Source organism: Veillonella sp. LMAG:90 (assembly GCF_008679445.1).
In the GTDB taxonomy this organism is placed as follows: domain Bacteria; phylum Bacillota; class Negativicutes; order Veillonellales; family Veillonellaceae; genus Veillonella_A.
This window is the reverse complement of the sequence record NZ_NAND01000001.1, coordinates 1,674,323-1,696,994: the sequence shown is the minus strand read 5'-3', so window position 1 is coordinate 1,696,994 and position 22,672 is coordinate 1,674,323. Positions and strand designations below refer to the sequence as shown.

Annotated in this window: 21 protein-coding genes, 5 tRNA genes and 1 pseudogene; 26 read left to right on the top strand and 1 reads right to left on the bottom strand. The window is 43.7% G+C overall.

Annotation, left to right across the window (positions count from 1 at the left end):
* Nucleotides 1-16 precede the first annotated feature (16 nt).
* From ftsE to CCC71_RS07410, 22 genes are all read left to right on the top strand, one after another.
* The gene (gene ftsE, locus CCC71_RS07515) at nucleotides 17-703 is read left to right on the top strand and encodes a cell division ATP-binding protein FtsE (protein WP_021840657.1); all 687 of its coding nucleotides are present in this window, start codon (nucleotides 17-19) and stop codon (nucleotides 701-703) included.
* A complete protein-coding gene (gene ftsX / locus CCC71_RS07510; protein ID WP_156704923.1) occupies nucleotides 693-1,580 on the top strand; it encodes a permease-like cell division protein FtsX in 888 nt (295 codons plus the stop codon). The genes ftsE and ftsX overlap by 11 nt, the downstream gene beginning before the upstream one ends.
* Nucleotides 1,581-1,594: 14 nt before the next feature.
* Nucleotides 1,595-2,797 (top strand): murein hydrolase activator EnvC family protein, encoded by a 1,203-nt coding sequence (locus tag CCC71_RS07505; RefSeq protein WP_226974318.1) that lies wholly within the window; start codon nucleotides 1,595-1,597, stop codon nucleotides 2,795-2,797.
* Between the two features lies 1 nt (nucleotide 2,798).
* Nucleotides 2,799-3,965, top strand: coding sequence for a S41 family peptidase (locus CCC71_RS07500; protein WP_463671053.1), 1,167 nt, complete (start codon nucleotides 2,799-2,801; stop codon nucleotides 3,963-3,965).
* Between the two features lie 61 nt (nucleotides 3,966-4,026).
* A complete protein-coding gene (gene obgE / locus CCC71_RS07495) occupies nucleotides 4,027-5,301 on the top strand; it encodes a GTPase ObgE (protein WP_021840653.1) in 1,275 nt (424 codons plus the stop codon).
* A 17-nt stretch (nucleotides 5,302-5,318) separates the two neighbouring features.
* The gene (gene yhbY / locus CCC71_RS07490; protein WP_021840652.1) at nucleotides 5,319-5,606 is read left to right on the top strand and encodes a ribosome assembly RNA-binding protein YhbY; all 288 of its coding nucleotides are present in this window, start codon (nucleotides 5,319-5,321) and stop codon (nucleotides 5,604-5,606) included.
* Between the two features lie 85 nt (nucleotides 5,607-5,691).
* Nucleotides 5,692-6,858 (top strand): glutamate 5-kinase, encoded by a 1,167-nt coding sequence (gene proB / locus CCC71_RS07485; RefSeq protein ID WP_021840651.1) that lies wholly within the window; start codon nucleotides 5,692-5,694, stop codon nucleotides 6,856-6,858.
* Nucleotides 6,859-6,868: 10 nt separating this feature from the next.
* Nucleotides 6,869-8,128, top strand: a complete 1,260-nt coding sequence (locus CCC71_RS07480; RefSeq protein WP_156704928.1) for a glutamate-5-semialdehyde dehydrogenase — start codon at nucleotides 6,869-6,871, stop codon at nucleotides 8,126-8,128.
* A gap of 139 nt (nucleotides 8,129-8,267) precedes the next feature.
* Nucleotides 8,268-8,879, top strand: coding sequence for a nicotinate-nucleotide adenylyltransferase (nadD, locus tag CCC71_RS07475; RefSeq protein WP_021840649.1), 612 nt, complete (start codon nucleotides 8,268-8,270; stop codon nucleotides 8,877-8,879).
* 13 nt (nucleotides 8,880-8,892) lie between these two features.
* Nucleotides 8,893-9,462, top strand: coding sequence for a bis(5'-nucleosyl)-tetraphosphatase (symmetrical) YqeK (yqeK, locus tag CCC71_RS07470; protein WP_296333399.1), 570 nt, complete (start codon nucleotides 8,893-8,895; stop codon nucleotides 9,460-9,462).
* Nucleotides 9,463-9,474: 12 nt separating this feature from the next.
* On the top strand, nucleotides 9,475-10,542 hold the full coding sequence (locus CCC71_RS07465) for an LCP family protein (RefSeq protein ID WP_156704933.1): 1,068 nt from the start codon (nucleotides 9,475-9,477) through the stop codon (nucleotides 10,540-10,542).
* 134 nt (nucleotides 10,543-10,676) lie between these two features.
* Entirely contained in the window at nucleotides 10,677-11,039 is a 363-nt protein-coding gene (gene rsfS / locus CCC71_RS07460) for a ribosome silencing factor (RefSeq protein ID WP_021840646.1), read from the top strand.
* Nucleotide 11,040: 1 nt separating this feature from the next.
* On the top strand, nucleotides 11,041-12,021 hold the full coding sequence (locus tag CCC71_RS07455) for a CvfB family protein (protein WP_295224314.1): 981 nt from the start codon (nucleotides 11,041-11,043) through the stop codon (nucleotides 12,019-12,021).
* 78 nt (nucleotides 12,022-12,099) lie between these two features.
* On the top strand, nucleotides 12,100-13,449 hold the full coding sequence (gene trkA, locus CCC71_RS07450; protein ID WP_296333396.1) for a Trk system potassium transporter TrkA: 1,350 nt from the start codon (nucleotides 12,100-12,102) through the stop codon (nucleotides 13,447-13,449).
* 12 nt (nucleotides 13,450-13,461) lie between these two features.
* Entirely contained in the window at nucleotides 13,462-14,970 is a 1,509-nt protein-coding gene (locus tag CCC71_RS07445; protein WP_156704937.1) for a TrkH family potassium uptake protein, read from the top strand.
* A 102-nt stretch (nucleotides 14,971-15,072) separates the two neighbouring features.
* Nucleotides 15,073-15,684, top strand: coding sequence for an MBL fold metallo-hydrolase (locus tag CCC71_RS07440; protein ID WP_226974093.1), 612 nt, complete (start codon nucleotides 15,073-15,075; stop codon nucleotides 15,682-15,684).
* A 173-nt stretch (nucleotides 15,685-15,857) separates the two neighbouring features.
* A tRNA-Asp gene (locus tag CCC71_RS07435) sits at nucleotides 15,858-15,933 on the top strand.
* Between the two features lie 5 nt (nucleotides 15,934-15,938).
* Nucleotides 15,939-16,014: transfer RNA gene (locus CCC71_RS07430), tRNA-Phe, on the top strand.
* Nucleotides 16,015-16,019: 5 nt separating this feature from the next.
* A tRNA-Gly gene (locus CCC71_RS07425) sits at nucleotides 16,020-16,094 on the top strand.
* A gap of 7 nt (nucleotides 16,095-16,101) precedes the next feature.
* Nucleotides 16,102-16,176: transfer RNA gene (locus CCC71_RS07420), tRNA-Cys, on the top strand.
* Nucleotides 16,177-16,191: 15 nt separating this feature from the next.
* Nucleotides 16,192-16,280, top strand: a tRNA-Leu gene (locus tag CCC71_RS07415).
* Nucleotides 16,281-16,425: 145 nt separating this feature from the next.
* A complete protein-coding gene (locus CCC71_RS07410) occupies nucleotides 16,426-16,878 on the top strand; it encodes a GNAT family N-acetyltransferase (protein WP_226974094.1) in 453 nt (150 codons plus the stop codon).
* A gap of 107 nt (nucleotides 16,879-16,985) precedes the next feature.
* Here CCC71_RS07410 and CCC71_RS07405 read toward each other — a convergent pair whose 3' ends face one another.
* A complete protein-coding gene (locus CCC71_RS07405) occupies nucleotides 16,986-18,818 on the bottom strand; it encodes a phosphoethanolamine transferase (RefSeq protein WP_226974095.1) in 1,833 nt (610 codons plus the stop codon).
* A 207-nt stretch (nucleotides 18,819-19,025) separates the two neighbouring features.
* On the opposite strand from CCC71_RS07405, the gene CCC71_RS07400 reads away from it, so the two are divergent.
* The 4 genes and pseudogenes from CCC71_RS07400 (at nucleotide 19,026) to CCC71_RS07385 (ending at nucleotide 22,664) form a co-directional block, all read left to right on the top strand.
* The gene (locus tag CCC71_RS07400) at nucleotides 19,026-19,766 is read left to right on the top strand and encodes a segregation and condensation protein A (protein WP_296333394.1); all 741 of its coding nucleotides are present in this window, start codon (nucleotides 19,026-19,028) and stop codon (nucleotides 19,764-19,766) included.
* A 123-nt stretch (nucleotides 19,767-19,889) separates the two neighbouring features.
* Nucleotides 19,890-20,543 (top strand): SMC-Scp complex subunit ScpB, encoded by a 654-nt coding sequence (gene scpB / locus CCC71_RS07395; protein WP_247239800.1) that lies wholly within the window; start codon nucleotides 19,890-19,892, stop codon nucleotides 20,541-20,543.
* A gap of 16 nt (nucleotides 20,544-20,559) precedes the next feature.
* Nucleotides 20,560-21,276 (top strand): annotated as a pseudogene (locus CCC71_RS07390) (pseudouridine synthase); the annotation flags it as partial.
* 134 nt (nucleotides 21,277-21,410) lie between these two features.
* Nucleotides 21,411-22,664, top strand: coding sequence for a BaiN/RdsA family NAD(P)/FAD-dependent oxidoreductase (locus tag CCC71_RS07385; RefSeq protein ID WP_226974099.1), 1,254 nt, complete (start codon nucleotides 21,411-21,413; stop codon nucleotides 22,662-22,664).
* Nucleotides 22,665-22,672 lie beyond the last annotated feature (8 nt).

Genomic DNA, 22,672 nt, shown 5'->3' with positions numbered 1-22,672 from the left:
TAAAGGAAGTTAATCAATGATTCAATTTAACCATGTCAACAAAGTGTACGACAATGGCTCGCTGGCTTTGGATGACGTAACTATACATATTGAGAAGGGTGAGTTCGTACTTATCTGTGGTCCTAGTGGGGCTGGGAAATCCACGTTTATCAAACTATTATCACATGAAGTAGTACCTGATTCGGGAACCGTTATCGTAAATGACATGGAAGTCTCTCATTTGAAAAAACGGAAAATTCCGTATTTACGACGTCGTTTGGGCATTGTGTTCCAAGACTTCCGTCTTTTGCCAAACAAAACGGTAGCGGAAAACATTGCCTTTGCACTTGAAGTAATTGAAGAAAAACCGAAAGTTATTAAGGAACGAGTTGCCGCCGTATTGGATATGGTCGGCCTCGGTCATAAAGCTGATGATTTACCGCAGGATTTGAGCGGCGGTGAACAGCAGCGTGTAGCCATTGCCCGTGCCATCGTTAATAAACCGTTAGTGCTCATCGCCGATGAACCGACGGGTAACTTGGACCCTAATACCAGTAAGGGGATTGTGGAATTGTTTAAAACAATCAACAATTCAGGGACAACCATCGTTATGGTAACGCATGATATGGAAATGGTTAGATATTTAAATAAGCGGGTTATTGCATTGGAAGATGGCCGCGTAATCAGTGATAGAATGCGAGGTGCTGAATTCAATGAAGCTTAGAACGTTTAGATACTTTGTGAAAGAGGCTCTCAAGTCTATGAGCCGCAACGGTCTCATGACTTTGGCTTCCATTTCCACAGTAGCATTATCTTTATTTATTCTGGGGGTTTTTACTACCGGGGTTGTAAATCTCAATAATTTGGCTTCCAACTTGGAAAGTCAGGTAGAAATCAGTATTTATATGAAAGACGGCTTGACTACCAACCAAGTTATGGAAGTCGGTAAAAAACTAAAAGCCTTACCAAAAGTTAAAAATCTGGAATTCGTCAATAAAGACGAAGCGATGAAGCGTTTTAAAGAACGCCTTGGCGATCAGCAGGGCTTAGTAGCCGCTTTGGACGGCAATAACCCATTGCCATCGGCCTATGTGATTACTTTTGAGGACCCGGAAGAAGTAAAAAGTACGGCTAAATTAGTAGCTACGTTCCCTGAAGTGGAAAGTGCTCATTACGGACAAGATGTAATCGAACAGATTTTCAAAATGACTCAGGTTATCCGCATCGGTGGTATTGCCCTTATTGCCTTCTTGGCAGGGGCGACCTTGTTTATCATCTCCAATACGATTCGCCTTACCGTATTTGCCCGTCGTAAAGAAATCGGTATCATGAAATATGTAGGGGCCACCAACTGGTTCATCCGTTGGCCGTTCCTCATTGAAGGTATGTTGCTCGGTTTTATCGGCGGCGCTATTGCGACGGCTTGTGTTTGGGAATTCTATCACTTCATCACCCTTGAAGTGGAAAATTCCTTGGCATTCTTGCCGTTAGTACCGATGTTCCCATTCTTCTATGACTTGAGCGCTATTTTATTGGGCGTTGGTGTCTTGGTAGGGGCTATCGGTTCCACTATTTCGTTGAAACAGTATATGAAGGTATAAGAGAAGGGTTGGGTATGGCAAATAATAAATTATCCATGCGCATCGCGGCCGTTCTTTTAAGTACCACCATGTTAGCCTCCGTACCGCTTAGTACTATTTATGCCGAAGACGAAGATTTAACGAATCAGCTCAGCGGCATAGAACAGCAAATGCAAGAAGCGGGCAATCGAAAAGCCAATGCGGAAATTACGATTACGAATGTGTCTGAACAATTGCATCAGATTCAGGTGGAATTGGATCAGGCTACGGCTAATTTAAAAAGCTATGAACAGCAGCGTATGGCTGTAGAAAATGAAATTGTTAAGAATGAAAAATTGTTAGCCGAAGCGCAAGCTCGGTTGGCAACACGGGAAGGCGTCTTCAATAAGCGTGTCCGTGATATTTATATCAACGGTCGTCTCAGCTATTTGGAAGTTATCATTGGGGCCAAAGACTTCAGTGATTTCGCCAATCGCGTTGAAATGTTGCGACGTATTATTGATGCTGACATTAAATTAATCAGCAGCATTAAGACGGAACGTGAAGAAATTGCGCAACGGAAAGCCGAATTGGAAGCAGATCGTGCTAAAGTTGTAGAATTGGAAAACAAAGCACGTGAAACGCAAGCGGTTATTCAGAAGAAAAAAGATGAACAATCCGCTATTTTGGCACAGGCTCAAAATGATAAGGCTGTGGCTGAACAGATGCAGGCTGATTTACAGGCTTCCTCTGATGCTATTCGTGCTATGTTGCAACAGCGTGCAGCTGAACGTGTTGCCGCAGCGGCCGCCGCAGCAGCAGCGGCTCAGTCCGGTGGCGGCGGTGGCGGTAGTGATTACACTTATGTACAAGGTACAGGCCAACTTGCCTGGCCGGTATCCGGTGTTATTACGTCCGACTTCGGCTGGCGTAACCATCCTATTTTCGGACGACAAATACTTCACTCCGGTATCGATATCGGCGTTGATGAAGGCACCCCGGTACATGCTGCCGATGGTGGTACTGTCGTATTCTCCGGTTGGATGGACGGCTATGGTTATGCTGTTGTTATCGACCATGGTAACGGTATTTCCACTTTATACGGCCATAACTCTGATTTGGCCGTATCGGAAGGTCAATCTGTAAGTAAGGGCACCGTTATTGCCTATGCAGGCAGTACGGGTAACTCCACAGGTCCGCACGTTCACTTTGAAGTGCGTGTAAATGGTGATCCTGTAGATCCACAAGGGTATTTATAAGATGAATAATGAAAATACAAAGCGTCGGTGGTCGGACTCCTTAAAGTCCGGCGTCCGATTCGCCGTTAAGTTTACGCTGGCAGGCATTGTATTTATGTGGCTCGTGTTTTGGTATATTTCCGGCTCCCCAATAGGCGCTGTGAAGTTCTTTTTCACATATTTTGTGGCCAGTCATTTCTATATGGACCCGGTTTCGAAACAATCTTTATTTGAAGGCTCTTTGGCCGGTATGATTGATTCGCTGGGGGAACCGCATAGTCAATATCTTAATGAAAAAGAATATAATGATATTTATATGCAAACATCGGCCAGCTACATCGGAGTCGGTATTGTACTCGGCCAGGATAAGGACGGCCTGATGAAAGTGGCCAGTGCTATTGAAGGCCAGCCTGCTGCGGAGGCCGGCGTTAAATCCGGTGATATCATTGTAGAGATTGACGGGGTTAATACATCTACTTTAACCATGGAACAGGCATCCAAGATGATTCGTGGTGAAGAAGGTACCAATGTTACGATTACTATAATGCGCGGTAATGAAGTTAAAGATATTACCATTACGCGCAAACAAATTACATTGCCAACGGTTAAGGGCAAAATGTTGGATGACCATATTGGCTATATCCGCATCAGTCAGTTTGCGGAGCCAACCGGTTCTGATTTTGCCAAAACCTATAATGAATTAAAAGAAAAGGGCATGACAAAACTTGTCCTCGATTTGCGCGACAATCCGGGCGGTTTATTGACGACTGCTCAGGAAGTAGCCAATTATATTTTGCCGGCCGGTCCGATTGTTACGATTCAGGATCGTTCCGGTCGTATAGAGTCTTATGACTCAGAAGGTTTGGAGCCTACCATTCCTATGGTTGTGCTTATTAATCAAGGTTCTGCGAGTGCCTCGGAAATTATTTCCGGTGCGGTGCAGGATGAAAAAGTAGGTACCATTGTGGGTACTAACAGTTATGGTAAGGGAACGGTTCAAACTATTTTGGGTGTTCCCGGCGATGAAGGCATTAAGATTACGATTGCCAAATATCATACGCCAAATGATCGGGTAATCGACGGTACAGGCATTAAGCCAGATGTGGAAGTTGAATTACCGGACAATGCACAATCTGAAAGTGATGATACACAACTTCAGAAAGCATTGGAAATTTTAAAGACAAAATAATAGTGAGGCGGTAGCTATTTTGAGTTACCGCCCATATTACTATCAGAAAAGGATGAAAACTATGTTTATCGATCGTGCACGAATTTTTGTGAAAGCCGGTGACGGCGGCAACGGGATGAGTAGTTTCCGACGCGAAAAGTATGTTCCTAACGGCGGCCCAAACGGCGGCGATGGCGGTAAAGGAGCAGACATCATTTTAAAAGCGGACAGAAATATCAACACTCTCGTTGATTTCAGATATAAAAGACAATTTAAGGGACCGGCCGGTGAAGGTGGTCAGAGCAGTAATAAATACGGCAAAGGTGCCGATAATATGATTATTCCGGTGCCACTCGGTACGACTGTTAAAGATGAAGAAAGCGGTAAATTAATGGCCGACCTTATCGAAGACGGTCAGACCTATGTGGTAGCCAAAGGCGGCCGTGGCGGTCGCGGCAATGCGCACTTCCATACCAGTGCCAATCGTGCGCCGACGTTTGCGGAAAAAGGCGAACCGGGCGAAGAACGTTGGCTCCAATTGGAACTTAAAGTGTTGGCCGATGTAGGTTTATTGGGGTATCCGAGTGTAGGTAAATCCAGTATTATTCGCAAAGTATCTTCCGCAAAACCGGAAGTGGCGGCATATCATTTTACGACGTTAACACCGGTTCTCGGTGTTGTGTCCGTCGGTGAAGGTCAAAGTTTTGTTATGGCGGATATTCCGGGCCTTATTGAAGGGGCCAGTGAAGGGGTAGGCCTTGGGCATTCCTTCTTGCGCCATGTGGAACGCAGTAATATCCTCATCCATGTACTCGATGTATCGGGCATGGAAGGCCGCGATCCGATTGAAGATTTCCACACGATTAATAAGGAATTGGCCAAATATAGTGAAAAGTTGAGCAAAAAACCTCAATTAATCGCATTAAATAAAATTGACATGTTGCAAGACGAAGAAACATTACCTCGTGTTTCAGCGTATTTTAAAGAACAGGGGTATGAAGTATTCCCGGTAAATGCGTTAACCGGTGAAGGCTTGCCTGATTTGGTAAATCGTGCCTGGTACTACGTAGAAAACTATGTACCGGAACCGGAAGCAGTCGATGATACCGTGTTATACGAAGCTAAACCGGATACAGACTTTACTATTACCCGTGGTGACGATGCATCCTTCATTATCAGTGGTGCTCGTATTGAAAAATTAGTAGCCATGACAAACTTAGAAGATGAACAGGCTCTTCGTCGTTTCCAAAAAATTTGGTCCTATATGGATTTAGATAGAAAATTGAAAGAACGTGGCTGTAAGGACGGCGACGAAGTGGTAATCGGTGATCAACGCTTTACTTTCCACGATTTATAAGGAAGGACTAGTAGACTATGACAGGTAAACAAAAACGATTTTTGCGTGCATTAGCCAGTACCATGCCGGCTGTAGTTATGATCGGTAAAGGCGGCTTGGAAGATGCTGTTATTGACAGTGCTCGTGCGGCCATTACGGCAAGAGAACTTATTAAAGTTAAAGTGTTAAATAATGCCCCTGTGGACCCTGCAGAAACATTTGAAGAATTAGCCGATATGTTGGGTGCCGAATTGGTACAGGTTATCGGTCACAACGGTGTTTTATACAAAGCCAAAAAAGACCCCAAAATCATATTGCCCCGTTAGTCAGCCGAATTAATTCGCTTAATGCGTTAGTTTAGCTGACTTCCGGAAACGTTAAAAGGTAATCTGATGATGAGGAGATATAATTATGAGCGAAAGAGAGTCTACTGTTAAAGTCGTAACAAATGAACATTCCCGTGACGTATTGGCCAAGGCTAAGCGTATCGTCGTTAAAGTGGGTACCAGTACCTTAACCTATGACACGGGACGGCTTAATTTGCGCCGAATCGAATCGATTGTAAAGCAATTGGCTGATTTGGCCAATCAAGGGAAGGAAATTATTTTAGTCAGTTCCGGTGCCGTAGGTGCCGGGTTGGCTCCTTTGGGGGTTAAAGAAAAACCAAAAGACCTTGTCATGAAACAGGCTGCTGCCTCCGTGGGGCAAGGGGTTTTACTCCATATGTATGAAAAGCTATTTCGTGAATACGGCCATACGGTAGGTCAGATTCTTCTGACTCGCGAAGACAGTATGAATCGCTCTCGTTATATCAACTTGCGCAATACTTTATATGCGTTGATTTCTTTAGGCGTGATTCCTATCATTAATGAAAATGACGTAGTGTCTATTGATGAAGTTAAAATCGGTGATAATGATACCCTGTCGGCTGTTATTGCAAGTACAGTTGAGGCCGATTTGTTGATTATTTTATCTGATATTGAAGGTTTGTATACGGCTAATCCGCAAACGAATCCGGATGCCGAATTAATACATGAAGTAGACGTTATTACGCCTCATATTTATGAAATAGCCGGTGGTGCTGGTACATCACGCGGTACGGGTGGCATGTATACTAAAATTCAAGCCGCCAATATTGCCGTTAATTCCGGTGTGCACATGGTTATCGCTTCCGGTGAACGCAATGATTCTATCGAAGTGATTGCCGCCGGCGGTTTACGAGGCACCCATTTTGTGGCGCGTGATTCGAAACCGCATATGAAAAAACGCTGGGTAGCCTTCGGCAAGCGGCTTAAAGGTTCGGTTACTGTCGATAAGGGCTGTGCTGATGCTTTACTTAAAAAAGGCTCCAGTTTATTGCCGGTTGGTATTACGGCAGTAAGCGGTGAGTTTCATGAAGGGGAAACCATTAGTATCCTGTTTAATGACGAAGAAATTGCCCGTGGTATGGTAAACTTCTCATCAGCGGATCTTGATCAAATTAAAGGTTGCAATTCCCATGAAATTACGTCTATTCTTAAGATAGACAGTGCTCATACGGAAGTCATTCATCGTGATAATTTAGTAATCCTCAGATAGGAGTCTTAATATGACAGAGTACGCAACATATTTTGAAACTATGGGCCGTAAGGCTCGGGCCGCATCGACGGCTATGCAATTGGCCGATACGGCGGTAAAAAATAAATTATTGCAGACCGTGGCTGATGTATTGGTAGCTCATATTCCGGCCATTTTAGATGCCAATGAAAAAGATATGGCACAGGCCGGCGATTATAATTTACCGCAAATTATGTATGATCGATTGCGTCTTACTAAGGAGCGCATCGAGCAGATGGCTCTTGGGGTACGTGAGCTTGTTGATTTAGAAGACCCTATCGGTGAAGTTATGGAGTCGTCTACCCGTCCCAATGGCATGGAAATTACGAAAGTACGGGTACCATTGGGGGTTATTGCTATGTTTTACGAAGCAAGACCAAATGTAACTGTTGATGCAGCGGCTCTATGTATGAAAACAGGCAATGCGGTTATTTTACGGGGCGGTAAAGAAGCATTTCACACTAATGAATGCTTGGTAAATTTATTGCGTGACGCATTGACCGAAGTTAATTTACCGGCCGATGCGGTAGAATTGGTAACCGTCACCGATCGTGCGGCCGTATCTGATTTATTGCGCCAACGTGAATACATTGATGTAGTAATACCTCGTGGCGGTGCGGGCCTTATTAAACGAATTGTAGAAGAAAGCCGCATTCCGGTTATTGAAACGGGGAGCGGTGTCGTTCATGTATATGTGGATAAAGATTGTGACGAAGCTAAAATTGTACCGATTGTAGTCAATGCTAAAGTACAGCGGCCATCCGTATGCAATTCCGCGGAAACGTTACTTATTCACGAAGCGGTGGCACCTAAATTGTTGCCGATTATTGCGGATGCTTTAATGGCCAAACAGGTGGAACTTCGCGGTGATGAAGCTTCGCGGGCTATCGTTAAAGATATTAAAGCTGCTGAAGAATCGGCATGGTCAACGGAATATAACGATTTAATTATGAATGTAAAAGTAGTGCCTTCCGTGGAGGCTGCCATTGCTCATATTAATCACTACGGGACGAAACATTCGGAATGTATTATTACGGAAAATAAAGAGGCGGCACAGGCCTTTTTACAACAAGTAGATGCATCTACCGTGTATGTAAATGTTTCCACCCGTTTTACGGATGGCTTTGAGTTTGGCTTAGGAGCCGAAATCGGTATCAGCACTCAGAAACTACATGCGCGCGGGCCTATGGGGCTCTTGGCGCTTACTTCGTATAAATATTATGTGCAAGGAGATGGCCAAATTCGTTCATGATAAAGTGGCTCAATATGGTACGAGCTTATGGCTCCTACTTAAAAACACCTAAGGGACGCTATGAATGGCTATCCTATATTAAAGCAATAATACTGTGGCTTGTAATATCATTGTTAATTATGGGGATAATGTACTGCTTATGAAACTTACAGGAAGAATCGGCATCATCGGAGGTACCTTTAATCCAATTCATTTAGGCCATTTGATGATAGCGGAAATGGCGCAGGAAACCTATGAACTTGACCGCGTTATTTTTGTACCGGCGTATCATCCGCCTCACAAACATGAAGACGTGATTGATGCAAAATATCGCTATGAGATGACGGCGGCGGCTGTTATGGACAATCCTAAATTTACTATTTCCGACGTTGAATTTAAACGGGAAGGGCCGTCTTATACGGTAGATACGATAAAGTACTTCCGCGCCCAATATGGTGAGGATAAGGAATACTATTTCATAGCCGGTACAGATACCATTCAAGACTTACCCAATTGGAAATATATTGACGAACTGCTCGGTTTATGCCATTTTATAGGAGCTGTAAGACCGGATGGTTCGGCGGCTATTGAAAAGATTATTGAATATTTTGGTGATTTAGGTCGTGACCGTATTCATTTGCTGGAAGTGCCGCTCATGCAGCTGTCGGCTACCGATTTACGTCAAAGATTACGCACCAAGCGCAGTGTTCGGTACATGATTCCTAAAGCTGTAGTTCAGTATATTGCACAACATGATATTTATAAAAAGTGAGGCAACAAATACTATGTTTGAAGAAATTATTAATGATTTACAGATGCGACTTAGTCCTAAACGTTTCGCCCATACTTTAGGCGTGGCGAGAGCTGCTGTAGGATTGGCTCAACGATATGGTGCCGATCCGGAAGAAGCGTATATTGCCGGTCTTTTGCATGATTGTGCTAAAGAATTGCCTTTATCGGAAATGCAGCGTTTGGTAGATGAGGCGGACATCAAAGTGGACATGGATATGTATGTAAACGGTGCGCTATTGCATGGTGTAAGTGGTGCCGTTATGGCCCATGATCGCTATGGTATTATTGACGGTTATATTCTTGATGCCATTCGTTATCATACGACGGGCCGCGTAGGTATGACGCAATTGGATAAAATTATTTTTCTAGCCGATTATGTGGAAGAAACCCGTGATTTTCCGGGGGTAGACTATTTACGCAGTCTGGCCTTGGAAGATTTGGATGAAGCGGTGTTGGCCGGTTATGATACGACAATTCGCCATTTGCTGGATCAAGAGTTGAGTATTTATTTTAAAACCATTTTAGGCCGTAATGATATGGTACGGCGTATTCATAATCGATAGGGTGCGTGTAGTATGGAAGAAGAAGTGCGTAAAAGACCGACTCGGCGAGTGCGGCGAAAACCCAAAGTACGCTGGGGACGGGTCATCTTAGCTTTGGTAATACTCATAGTCCTGGTAGGCGGTATCGGTTTTGGTTTATGGCGCGGTTATCAGGCAGCGGTAAGTTATTTTGGCGGGTCAGCTACGACCGAGACAACAACGACGGCCGATGTGGCACCACCGTCAGAGCCAAATCAAGTATCGACAATTCCTTTAGAACAAAAGTCGCTGGATAAGCCGATTTATATTTTATTGGTAGGTAAAGATAGCAATAATCCGGCACAAGGGGATGCTCTCTTTTTACTATCCGTAAATGAACAACAAAAAAATATTGATGTAATCGGCATCCCGTCCAATACAAAAATTTACAGCCGTGACAATAAGTCCGTATCTATGATCAATACCATGTACAGCAGCGGTAATATTGAACTTACTAAGGCCGTGGTGGAAGATTTATTCCATATTCCCATTCCTTATTATGTGGTGGTCGATGAGGCGGCTTTTAAAGATACCCTTGATGTACTGGGTTCTCAAGATATGTATGTGGAAAAAGAAATGGTACATATTGACGACGCTACAGATACAGCCGATGTCAATTTGGCACGTGGGTATCAAACATTGGATGCGGATAAAGCATATCAATATGTGCGCTTTGTGGACGCCGATAAAAATGCATTTAGTCGTACCCAGCGTCAAGAGCGGTTTTTAAAACAACTATTGAGTTCTCAGGAAGACACCTTTACTATTTCCCGCATGTGGCATGTGTGGCGCCTCTGGAGCCATTATGATTCTAATATCAGTACGACTGACGCGGTTAAATTGGTTATGAGTTTGGGCAGTCTTACCGGTAATAATATACAGTACTATATTTTACCGGGCACCAGGGAAGTGCTTAACGGTGAAATATTCTGGACTTACGACCCGGTAGAAGCCCAGCAATTATTGGGCATTACCTTAGGCAATGCGCCGATTGAAGGCGGTGGCGACGGGACAACCGATGATTCGAAAAATACTTCGGCCGGTAACGCCAAAGAAGGATAAATATTAATTTACTATGTTACAAACAGTATTATAATTGTTAAAATAATTATAGGGGTTGTAACGGTTAGTCGTGACAATATATTGTATTTATTTTTATAGTTTATTGTTGGCGATGATTATAAAAAGGAGATTTCATGAAAGAGAAACAAGAAATTAAAGACGTGGCATTAGCATTGGCACAAGCAGGTTTTGACAAAAAAGGTACAGACATTGCCATTTTGGATTTGGAAGGTTTATCCAGCTTAGCGGATTATTTCGTATTGGTGAGTGCGTCCAACGTAAAACAGGCACAGAGTATTGCCGATGAAATTGAAGATAAAGGTGCAGAAGTAGGCGCTACCGTGCTTCATCGTGAAGGTTATCACGAAGGCGAATGGATTCTTTTGGACTTCGGCGACATTATCTGTCATGTTTTCGGCGGGCAGGAAACACGCTCATTCTACGGCTTGGAACAGCTTTGGAATGATGCGGCTCGCGTAGAATTTACAGGGGCTTAATATGGCAACACAATTATCTGAAAACACATTAGCCACGCTGAAAGTGTTACGTCAAAGCGACCAAGGTTCGTTCTTGGATGGTGGTACGGGTAATACGAATGATGACATTTTACTTCATAAGGATCAACAGACCGCACCGGTGAAAATCGGCGATGAAGTACCGGTATTCTTGTACAAAGATCCGAAAGGTCGTCTCACCGCCAGTATGCGTTTGCCGGCCATTAAAGAAGGCCAAATCGGCTATGTGGAAGTCATTAATAAGACACAATTCGGCGTTTTCGTCGAAGTGGGTACCGAACGCGGTATATTTATGCCACACGCGGAAATGCGCGGTCGTCCCCAATTAGGCGAGAAAGTCTGGGTTCGTTTATATACGGATAAGTCCGGTCGTTTAGCTGTTTCTATGGATGTGGATGACGCCATGCGCCGTGCCTCCAAACCGGCCACAGAGGCTCAAGTGGGGCAAATGGTGCGCGGTGCAATCTATAACTTCACCTCCGACGGGGCATTTTTTATAACGCCGGAACGATGGATTGCGTTCATTCATAACAGTGAAATGACACATCATTTGAAGGTGGGCGAATTGATCGATGCTCGCGTTACCTATAAGCGTGATGACGGACGTGTTAACGTATCCATGCGTCCTGTAAAAGAAACGGCTTTGACCATTGATGGCGAAGTGTTATTGGAATATTTATATCAGCGTAATGGTCGTATGCCATACAGTGACAAATCATCGTCTGATATTATTAAAGCAAAATTCGGTTTCAGTAAAGCAGCCTTTAAACGTGCTGTAGGTCATTTAATGAAAGAAGGTAAGGTTATTCAGGAAGAAGGCTGGACCTTATTGACCGAAACGGGTAAAACAGCGGCTGAGGAACTTGTGAAAAGTAAGACAAACGGTGACGCACCCCAAAGTGCAGGTGTAACCGAAGCGTCTGACACAGGTAAGGAAGCCAAAGAGGATACTCGTAAGGCGTAGTGACGGCAAATAGAAGGCGTAATCAATTACGCCTTTCTTTGCATTTACCGACATATTGAATTTGAGGGTTGATTAATTATGAAAATTATTGTGGTAGGCGCCGGTAAGGTTGGCTATTCCGTAGCACAGCGCCTCGTGCAAGATGAACATGATGTATATATTATTGAAAAATCGGCAGAGCGCATCCGTAATCTGGAGAACAGCTTAGATGTAAGTCTCGTTCAAGGTAACGGCAGCAGTTTACAATTACTTAAAGAAATCGGTATGGATGATGTGGGTATGCTCATCGCCGTTACGGATTCCGATGAAGTAAATATGCTGGCTTGTTCGGTGGCAAAAATCGGCGGGATTCCTCGTACTATAGCTCGTGTTCGTGATAATGATTACTTGAGAGAAGAAAACCGCGAGTTACAGGAACAATTAGGGGTTGATTTATTTATTAATCCGGAGATGGTATCGGCTCAAGAAATTGTGCAGGTATTACAGACTCCGGCAGCTCTTGATGTGGAGGATTTTGCCAGTGGGGCTGTCCGTCTCATGGAATTTAAGATGCATGAAGACGTTCCTTATATTAACCAACGTTTGCGGGATATTCAATTTCCGGAAGGTGTTATTATTGTAGGCATTCTCCGGAACGGCGAAATGACTATTCCTCATGGGGAAAGTCGTCTGTTGAATATGGATAAAGTATTCTTCTTGGGGGCGAAAGACGCTATTTTGAAAATAGCCGAAGAATTCCACGAAGAAGCCATGATGGAGCAAACCAAGCGTATTCTATTGATTGGGGCCGGCCTTATCGGTCGCAATTTAGCGGTTCTCCTCGATCGAGCCGGTTACATGGTTAAAGTTATCGAAAAAGACATGGAGCGCTGTGAGCTGCTGGCCTCTATGGTAGAGAATGCCATGGTTATCAATGGTGACGGCACAGATATGAATTTATTGGAAGCGGAAGAAATTTCCGATTGTGATGCTATTATCTGCCTTACTGATGATGATAAATTGAATCTGCTGGTAGCATTATTGGGCAAACATTTAGGTGTGCCAAAGACAATTGTGCGCGTTGGTCGACCGGAATATATTGTCCTTATGGAACAAGTGGGGATTGATATTGTATTTTCGCCGCGCCTATTGACATCCGGCGAGATTTTACGTATGGTACGACGCGGTGAAAATGTAGTGAGCATTTCCACCTTTGAAGGCTCCAAAGCAGAAGCCGTGGAAGTGGTATTGAGTCCGGTATCGCCGCTTGTGGGTTGTGCTTTGAAAGACTTGAAGCTCCCCGGTAAAGCCTTGGTAGGTGCTGTTGTACGTGATGGTTCCACTATCGTGCCGACAGGTAATACGGTGCTTTTTGCCAATGACCATATTGTTTTCTTTAGTTTGCCGAATCATGTTAATAAACTATTAACGTATTTGAAGCCGGTTTAATCGAGGTGTCCTATGCGTATACAGATTGTCATGCGATTAGTGGGGCAGTTAATCCTCATTGTTGCAGGAATTATGTGGGTTCCGTTCATTTACGGTTTGACGGTTGGTGAGTCATATTTTTCTTTTATCGGCGCCTCCATTATGGCGGCTGTAACGGGCAGTTTATTGTATTATTACGGGCAGCCGAGTACAAGTTACAGTTTGCGCGACGGTTTTTTGACCGTTAGTTCTATCTGGATTTTGGTATCCTTTTTTGCCTCTTTTCCGTTTTACTTCGGCGGCGTTTTGCCAACATTTATAGATTCTTTATTTGAGTCGGTATCGGGGATAACGGCTACCGGTGCGTCTGTGGTGGAAGAGTTGGACAGCTTACCCAAAAGTTTTGTGCTGTGGCGCAGCCTCACTCATTGGCTTGGCGGTATGGGGATTGTCGTATTGGTGCTGGCCTTCCTTAAGAACTTAGGGGCTGATTCGGCTCATTTGTTCAACGCTGAAGCTTCGGTACCGCGTCCCGGTGTGGTATTGCCGCGCATTCGTTCTATGGCTTTTAAATTATGGACTATTTATTTATTATTTACAGCCGTATGTTTCAGCGCGTTAGTAATTGCCGGTATGTCGTATTTTGACGCCATTAACATGACGTTTACCACGATTGCCACCGGTGGTTATATACCAAACGACGGAGTCGTTGATATTTATACGGAAAATTGGGCTATTCGCTGGATTTTAATCTTTTTTATGATTTTGGCGGGTGGTAACTTTACCGTGTATTATGCCGTATTCCAGCGAGGTCTCAAAGCGGTTTGGCAGGATTTTGAATATCGCATGTATTTATTGATTCTGTTTATCGGGTCAATCATTGTAATGTATGCTTTATATATGGCAGATAATTTTTCTCCCGGTACCTCGTTTAATCGGGCTGTATTCATGATTGTGTCTATGCAAACCGGTTCCGGTTTGGTTCTTGGCAACTATGATGTATGGTCGCCGCTCGCACAAATGATGCTCTTTATGTCCATGTTCTTCGGTGGTTGTAGCGGGTCTACTACGGGCGGTATTAAAATTATTCGTATCATTATTTTAATTAAAAGCAGTATTATTTATTTGCGTAAGGCTATTCATCCCGATATGGTGCAGACCATTACGATTAATGGCAAATCGATGCCGCAAAAATGGGTTCAAATGACGCAGCAGTTCTTTTTCTTGTACATGACTGTATTTGCTATTTCCGCGTTAGGCATTGCCGCTACAGGCCTTAGTTTCGGTGAATCTTTACAATGTGTAGCGGGGATTTTGGGGAACGTAGGGCTTGCGTTCGGCAAACTGGGGCCGCAAGGCTCTTTTGCGGTGCTTCATCCGATGGCCAAAATTATTTGTGTAATCGATATGTTGCTCGGCCGTTTGGAATTGTTTACCTTGCTTGTATTACTGCATCCTGATTTTTGGCAGGGCTATTTCCTTAAACGTCGCAAACGTTCTTATAAGGTATTGCAACCGGTAGGTACTCATCGCAGAGGCTAATGCCTTAACATTTTTACTCACTGGAGATTAATAGCCATACTAGAAGGCCCGACGTATGACTTGAATAGAAGGCTCAACGTATGACTTGGACAGGAGGACTTTATGGAAATTTTAAAGCAGCCTTTAGGCTTATACAAGGCAAATTGTTATGTTTTAAAAGAGGCCGGTCAGGCGCTCATCATAGATCCGGGCTTTCATGCCCATAAAGTCCTTGAAATGGTAGGGGATGCGGACCTTCAAGCCGTTGTACTCACACATGGTCACTGCGATCATGTGTGTGCCGTTGACGGTGTTTTGAAAGAACGTTCTGTTCCTTTATATATGCATCCCGGGGATGATGAATTGCTGCATGCCAAACGGCGGATGCCATCGGCCTATAAAGGCCTCTTTCAATCCCCGTATTTGCCCTTAAAGGAAGGAACGCTAAAGCTCGGGGTATTTGACCTCTATGTGCATGAAACGCCGGGACACAGCAAAGGAAGCGTTATTATACAGTGGGGGAATCATCTGTTTACCGGCGATACTTTGTTTAAAAATTCAGTAGGGGCTACGAATAACTATAATGGGGATGATGCGGTGCTTAAGACTTCGCTTCGCCAAATTATGACATGGGACCCTGATTTAATTGTTCATCCCGGTCATGCAGAGGATACAACGATTAAAGAAGAGTTGGCTCATAACCCGTTTTTACAGCCTTTGAAAGAATTTAATTAAATTGAAATAAAATATTAGATTTATACTAGACAAAGTACTCTGAAAAATGGTAGAATAATTTTCGTTGCTAAGGGCGGCGAAAGTAATGAAACAGTCAAAAGCATGTAAAAACTTTTCAAAAAGTTGCTTGACAATTGTTGCTGAAACCCCTATAATAACAAAGTAACGTATACGGCCCCGTGGTGTAGCGGTTAACATGTCGCCCTGTCACGGCGAAGATCGTCAGTTCAAATCTGATCGGGGTCGCCACGTTCGCCCCGGTAGCTCAGTCGGTAGAGCAAAGGACTGAAAATCCTTGTGTCGACAGTTCGATTCTGTCCTGGGGCACCATTTATGCGGAAATAGCTCAGTGGTAGAGCACCGCCTTGCCAAGGCGGGGGTCGCGAGTTCGAATCTCGTTTTCCGCTCCATTTATTTGGCGGCATAGCCAAGCGGTAAGGCAGAGGTCTGCAAAACCTTTATTCCCCAGTTCGATTCTGGGTGCCGCCTCCATATTTTTCCACCCATGCCGGGGTGGCGGAACAGGCAGACGCAACGGACTTAAAATCCGTCGGTTGGAGACAACCGTACCGGTTCGATTCCGGTCCTCGGCACCATTTAGACTGAATGAAAATTCAGTCTATTTTTTTTGAAATAAAGAAGGACTTTTTTCCTCCTATAGCGAACTATATATTTAGAGTAATTAATCATGTATATTTTGGTACAGATACATACTATGGTATAGCTAAAGGAGGATTTCGTATGAATTTTGAACTTCGTGATGGTCATGAGTATATTGATGAAGTAAAGAAACTATTTGTTGATTATGTACGTTCCTTAGGTGTTGCTGCCAATGTGAAAGAATTTGAAGGCTTAGAAGAAAAGTATAAAGGCGACCGTGAAGCATTATACATTGCCTTTGTAGATGATGTACCGGCCGGCTGCGTAGCTCTACACCATGTTAACTATGAAACAGCTGAAATGAAACGCCTTTATGTACGCCCTGAATTTCGTCGTACCGGCCTCGGTATGAATATTGCTCACATTCTTGTAGAAGAAGCTAAAGAAAAAGGTTATAAGATGCTTCTATTAGATTCCTTACCTAGCATGGAAAGTGCCAAAGAATTATACAAAGCCTTGGGTTTCAAGAGCACTGATCGCAATGTGAAAAAACCGGTTCGTACGGTTGTACATTTATCATTACCTTTAGTTTAATCAATACCGACCAAAATAGTAACGTAAATAAAAGCGAGTCCCGCTTCTGAGGGGACTCGCTTTTTGTGTGTTTCCGGTTTTATTCGCTTCGAATTAAACTTGAACTGTTATCGCTCCGGTGCGGCTGCTTCCGGGTCATTGGTCAATGGTTCCTGACCTAAAAGAGTCGTTAAATTATACTTGTTGAAGCGATAGTTCGGATTCGAGAAGTCTCTGGTCCGATCATAACGATTAGTCGGTGCCTGTAAGATACCGGACACTAAATCGTAGAGTAAATCGTTGGTGAAATATTTGTTTTCATGGTCGCGCAGAATAGCCGTCGTTTCCGGATAGGCTTCTTCGTAGGTTGGCGATAAGTAAACCCATAGAGGAATGCGAGCCATGTCGAAATCAAAAATATCCGGATTGTGGGAATAATTGAGGCTTTCTCCGTGATCAGAGAAGTAAATCATGGCCTGCAGATTTAAGTGATCCTTGGCATAGGTATAAATTTGCTGTAATACCCAATCCGTATAGAGTTGGCTGTTGGCATAGGCTTCCTTGCCTTTTGGTACCTCGCCGACTTTCCATTTACTGAATTCATGAGGATAGCGGTCATTGTAATAAATATGACTGCCCATAATATGAATAACAATAAAGTTATTTTTATACGGTTCTACTTGTTGGAGTAGCGGTAAAATAACACCGTCGTACTTATCGGAGAACATATATGCTTCATGAGCCCATAAAGGTCTGTCTGCCGTTTTGGCAATTAAGGAGATAGCTGTATCGTATTCACCGTAAACGCCTTGGTTGCTAAACCAACTCGTGTAGTAACCGGCTTTTTTAGCCACATCGAGAATATTGGCAGAATCCAAGAATGGCTTATCATCGTATTGATTGCGCTCCGTAAGAGCCCGTTCTAAGGTAGGTACTGTTTGTACATAAGACGAATAGGCGTTTTTAAAGAAGATAAAATCAGGATTTGAGGCTGCCATTTCACTTTGCCAAGGAGTATCATCGTAAGCAAAGCTTGGATTGTAGACTTTCATGTAATTGCGCGAAGCCGATTCACCGATAACGAGGATTATAGTACCCGGTGCGCCGGTGGCAGCGGTTTCATCTGTTTCGAGATGTAGGTCATTGTAGATTTCATGATGTTTGTCGCTGTATTGTTGTAACTCTTTCATATATGTAGCTACATCAGTCCAGTTTTTAACAATGTCCGTTTTCATAAAACCAAAAGGTAAGTAGATTACACAGGCAAGACAGGCGATGCTGAGTACGCCTAAACGCAATCTTGTCATCATATCGCGACGGGACAAGCGGTTCATCCCCTGGTTTGACCAGTAGTAAAACAGGAATAAGAGTACATTGCCGATGCCGATGCCGATTAAGCCGGGAATGCCGGCGGAGCTTTTTAAAAAGCCGAAAGCTTCTTCCGGATTTGTTTGATACAGTGCCATTAAGGTGGCCGGCGTCAAACAATGCCACGTGTTAATATAGTAGCCGATTTGAATTAACGGAATCAAAGACAAAAGCCACTGGATGAGTGCGATAAGGATGCTCAAAGAGCGGCGGTATGGCAGATGGTGTACCATGAAATAGTGGAGTAAGCTGAGCCCCACAAAGAGTAGAAAGCCAAATAAGAAATCCGGGAAGAATTCGTAAAAATAAAAGGGCTTCGTATAGGACCAATGATATAACAAAGGATAGGTTAAAGCCCAGGCAATGCCCAAAAGGCCATGCCCCAAGAAGGCCCGATGCCATAAAGTACTGCGCATAAGTTGCTGGAATATGGCCAGTCCCAATAACAAGGGGAGGGATAACAAAAGAATATCTTCCCAATCAAAGCCAAAGGCAATAGGTTCGTAAATAAAATAAAAAGCGGCAAAGATGAGGACACACCACAAAATTGCCTGAACGACGGCATTGCGCCACCATGATATAAGAGTTTTCATAACGCATTTCCTTTATATTATAATAACATCAATACGATAGCAGAAATATAGTAAAAATACAAGGTTTAATATGCTTTTTTACATACTTTGACGGTTGTTAAATGCTATTTTTCTATGATACAATTAAAAAAAGGTTATCGAGACTTCGTGACAACATAAAGAGGGGCGTATAACCCCTCTTATTTGTTTGCCGAATCGTAAGGAGATATGATGAAACTCTATGAGTATAAGCTGGCCGTTTTTGAAGGGCCATTGGATTTATTACTCCATTTGATAGAAAAGCATAAAATAGATATTTACGACATTCCCATTGTGGAAATTACGTCGCAATATATGGCGCAGCTCGAAGAATGGCAGACCTTTGATATTCATTACAGCAGTGAGTTTTTGATTATGGCGGCTACGCTGTTACAGATTAAATCTCGCATGCTGTTGCCAAGAAACGCACCGCTCAATCCGGAAGAGGAAGAGGATCTCCGTGACGAATTGGTGGCTAACTTGCTTGAATATAAGCAAATCAAAGAATTGACTGAGGCATTGACGGAGCGTTCCGAAGCGAGCAGTCAGAGCTTTAGCCGGCCCGATTCGTTGAGCCAATGGGGTCAGGAAACGGTATTTCGTTTTGACATTGCCCAATTGTACAGTTTATTTAAATCTTGTATTGATAGAGTGGATGAAACGGTGCCGGAACCGCCAAAGGTAAAAGTGGAAAAAGAGGCTTACAGCTTGGAAGATACGATTGATTCTTTGCTTATGAGGGCCAAACAACAACGCCGATTCAGCTTTGTAGCTTTGCTTAATGAGGTAACCGTGCGGGCTGCCAAAGTGACTATGTTTATTGCTGTTTTGGAATTATTGAAGCGTCAAATTTTTACTATACACTCAGTGACGGAAGGGCCTAATGACGGCTCGTTAAAGGATGTAACCTTAGTGAGTGAAATTGTCTAGCTCAGTTTATAATAGATTTTTCGATTATGCTTATTATGGCAATACAGGCGTAGCTATTTAATCGATTAGATTAAGATATTACAGAAGTAAGCGTATATTAGTTAGAAAGGTGAGTAACAAACTATGACAGATGTGAATCAGCCAAGCGATACATCGCTGCTCGCCCATTTGGAAGCAGTTCTTTTTTCAGCAGCCAAACCGGTGCCTATCACACTGCTTGGCGAACTATTTGATTGTGCAACTGAAGAGGCCGAAGCGTTATTGGAGGAATATGCCAATCGACTGGTGGTTGATAAACGAGGTCTTCGTTTAAAAGTAAGCGGCGTCGGAGCCGAGCTTGTAAGTGCGCCGGAGAGCAGTGAATATGTGAGTAAGATTCGCCAACGGGAAGACCGCTTGTCGCCGGCAGCGATGGAAACGTTGGCGGTTATTGCCTTTAAGCAGCCGGTTACGAAAAGTGAAATTGAAGAAGTGCGCGGTGTGAATTGTGAAAAAGTTTTAAAGCATTTAGTGAACCGCGATTTAGTTATGGAACTGGGCCGTAAGGAAAGCATCGGCCGGCCTGTATTGTACGGTACGACCGATACATTTTTGCGCAGTGTGGGCATAGAATCGGTGGAAACCTTAAAGCGTGAAGTAGCCGTCGATAACAGTGTGGCAGTTACTGTTGAAAGAAATAACACTATTGAAGCCGACGAAGACCATGAAAGTCCGACAATTGACGGTGAAAATAACAATACGATTGAGGCTCATGAAGCCCGTGAGATTACGGAATAAGGGAAAGGAGCAGACTATGGAACAAGAACGTTTGCAAAAATATATCAGTCGCTGCGGTTATGCATCAAGGCGCAAGGCGGAAGAACTAATCGTGGCCGGTAAGGTACAGGTAAACGGTCGTCAGGTTACGGAATTGGGGGTTAAAATTAATCCTGCCGTGGACCGCGTTAAAATTGACGGTCAGCGTATTGAACCGGAAGCATTGGAATATTATATTTTTAACAAGCCGAAAGGCAGCATTACTTCAGTTGGCGATCCACAGGGACGCGCTACGGTAATGGATTATTTGAAAGACATTAAAAATCGAGTATATCCGGTAGGCCGCCTTGACTACAACACGGAAGGTTTGTTGTTATTCACCAATGACGGTACCTTGGCTCAGGCTTTAATGCATCCGTCACAAGGTGTGACCAAGACCTATGAAGTTAAAATCAAAGGTCGTGTTTTGGATGAGCATTTGGAGGCATTGAGTGCGGGTATTACTTTGGAAGATGGTCCTACCTCGCCGGCAGAAATCGTAGATTACGGTTTTGACAGCAAGACGAACACTACGTTGGTTGAGATTACCATTCACGAAGGTCGCAATCGCCAGGTACGCCGTATGTTTGAGCATTTTAAATATAGTGTGTACAACTTAAAACGCATTGCTTACGGCGGACTTACCTTAGCCGGAGTAAAACGTGGTGCTTATCGTAAACTTACGGGGGAAGAACTGCGTCAGTTAAAAGCACTCTGCAAATTACCATTCGGCAAAGGACCCGGCGACGGCGCTAAAGGTCGTAAAATGCCGGCGAAAGACAATAAAAAACAGTTCGGTCGTAACGGCGCGGTGCGTGGTGCTAAACGTCGTTCCGGTGGAGGCAGACCATGAAACATATCATCGTAGTGGGAGCCGGTGCAGCCGGTCTTATGGCAGCTACTATTGCCGCTCGTGAAGGCGCTAAAGTAACGTTAATCGAAAAAATGAACATGATAGGTAAAAAGATGGGCATTACCGGCAAAGGGCGTTGTAATATTACCAATGATGCGCCTATCAGTGATTTTATCGCGAAAACACCGGGGAACGGTAAGTTCCTCATGAGTGCTTATCAGCAGTTTGACAATCGCGATTTATTGGATTTACTCCATGAATGGAAGTTGGCTACTAAAGTAGAGCGCGGCGGCCGAGTTTTTCCAGTGTCCGATTCGGCTCTTGAAGTGCGCGATATGTATATGCGAGTGTATAAAGGCTATGGCGGCATTTTACATTTAAATGAAGCTGTTAAGCATATTATTGTAAAAGACAATAAGGTTCAAGGCGTTGTAACCGATAAAGAAACCTATTATGGCGATGCGGTTATTTTAGCAACCGGAGGCTTGTCCTACCCGCTTACCGGTTCTACCGGTGACGGCTATGCTATGGCTAAAGAGGTGGGCCATACGGTGACGGATTTACGTCCGTCATTGGTACCTTTGGAGACGAAGGAACCGTGGGTTAAAGATTTAATGGGTTTAAGTCTTCGTAATGTGGAATTGTCGGCTGTGGCTAAAGATAAAGTGCAGGCTAAACAATTCGGTGAAATGATGTTTACTCATTTCGGGATTACCGGCCCGATTGTTTTATCTTTAAGTCATACAGTTGGTAAGTTAATGAAGAAAAAGAATATAGGCACTATCGGTTTAGAGATTAATTTAAAACCGGCTTTAACGCAGGAGCAGCTGGATCAGCGTGTGCAGCGAGATTTTGTGACCTATTCCAAAAAACAATTGGCAAATGGTTTAAAAGACCTCTTACCACAACGCTTAATTCCTGTTATTATAGAATTAGCGAATCTTACGCCGGATAAATTTATTAATCAAATCAGCCGTGAAGAGCGCCAACGCTTGGTTCACGTGTTACAGCATATGCCTTTGACGTTTAAACAGATGCGACCTATTGCGGAAGCCATCGTAACAGCGGGCGGCATTTCGGTTAAGGAATTTGTACCGAAAACAATGGAATCTAAATTGATTTCAGGACTTTACGGTGCCGGTGAAGTATTGGATATTGATGCTTTTACGGGCGGTTTCAATTTGCAGGCGGCGTTTGCCACCGGCTATGTGGCGGCACAGCATGCCGTACACGGTGAAGCAGCCGACTAAGCATGTTA